The sequence below is a fragment of the Vibrio sp. Vb1337 genome (assembly GCF_033338715.1).
GTDB classification, from domain to species: Bacteria; Pseudomonadota; Gammaproteobacteria; order Enterobacterales; family Vibrionaceae; genus Vibrio; species Vibrio alginolyticus.
The window spans coordinates 1-1,026 of sequence record NZ_JAWOTD010000286.1 but is presented as its reverse complement, the minus strand read 5'-3'; the positions used below and the strand labels follow the sequence as shown (position 1 = coordinate 1,026).

The following is a 1,026-nucleotide window of genomic DNA, read 5'->3' as shown; positions in this document are numbered from 1 at the left end:
TCAGTAAAAATGATAATCCGTCCATTTTGAAAATGATTTTTACATATACGTAATAATGTTAAAGTGAGTGGACAACAAGAGTGTGATGCCTCCTCAAAACAGAAGGGAAAACGGAAAAGGCGATTGACCTGAGGTTAGGTAGAGGGACTAGAGTAGAAAACAATCAACCCATCAGATAAGTAAGAGTGATTATGAATAAGACGGATCTGAACGCCTATTTAACCAAGCTCGGTTTGCCGAGTGAGTTACCCGCCGATTTGGAGTCATTGCACAAGATTCACGTAGCGCAGCACCGTTGCCTGCCGTTTGAGAACTTTGATATTTCGTTGCAGCGTGGCATCTCTGTTGAGATTGAAGACATCATTCAAAAAACCGTGTATCACTCCCGTGGTGGCTACTGCTTTGAACTGAATGGCTTAATGCTCGATGTGCTCAAGACCCTCGGGTTTGAAGCGCGCAGCTTACTTGGGCGTGTTCACGTGATGGGGACGCCGACAGGTCGCAGCCATCAAATCACGTTGGTAACGCTGGATGAACAAGCATGGATTGTCGATGTAGGCTTTGGCTCCAATACGCCGCGCGCGCCATTGCCGTTTATCCTCAACCAAGTGATTCAAACGGATTTACAAACCTTCCGCTTTGTCGAAGATGCTCAGTTTGGTTACTTCCTTCAAGTGTTGTCAACGGACGGAACGGACACGTGGAACAACCTTTATAGCTTCGATTTAGAGTTTGTGTTTGCGGGTGATATCGCGTGTGGCAACTTTTTTACCTCCACTTCTCCCAACTCGCGTTTTACCAGCGCAAGAGTCGCGGCGAAAGCAACAGAAAGTGGGTTGGTGACATTGCTTAACTACACACTCAAATACACCAGCGAAGGTGAGCAGACAGAATTGGAGTTAGAACCGGGCCAAGCCTATCTGGATGCATTGAAAGAATACTTCGGCATTGAGCTTGATGCGCAGTACGGCGATCTTCGTCCGTTGCCTGACGCCTAAAATTCTCACGTTTTCAAAGCGTAGCGCG

The 1,026-nt window shown here is 47.0% G+C and carries 1 protein-coding gene; it reads left to right on the top strand.

The features are described 5' to 3' along the window. Window positions 1–191: 191 nt before the first annotated feature. Window positions 192–998 (top strand): arylamine N-acetyltransferase family protein, encoded by an 807-nt coding sequence (locus tag R7E42_RS25670; protein WP_045545638.1) that lies wholly within the window; start codon window positions 192–194, stop codon window positions 996–998. Window positions 999–1,026 lie beyond the last annotated feature (28 nt).

What these genes read in the sequence shown, in the direction of transcription:
- R7E42_RS25670 (WP_045545638.1), top strand. Translation starts at nt 192, where the DNA reads ATGAATAAGACGGATCTGAACGCCTATTTAACCAAGCTCGGTTTGCCG.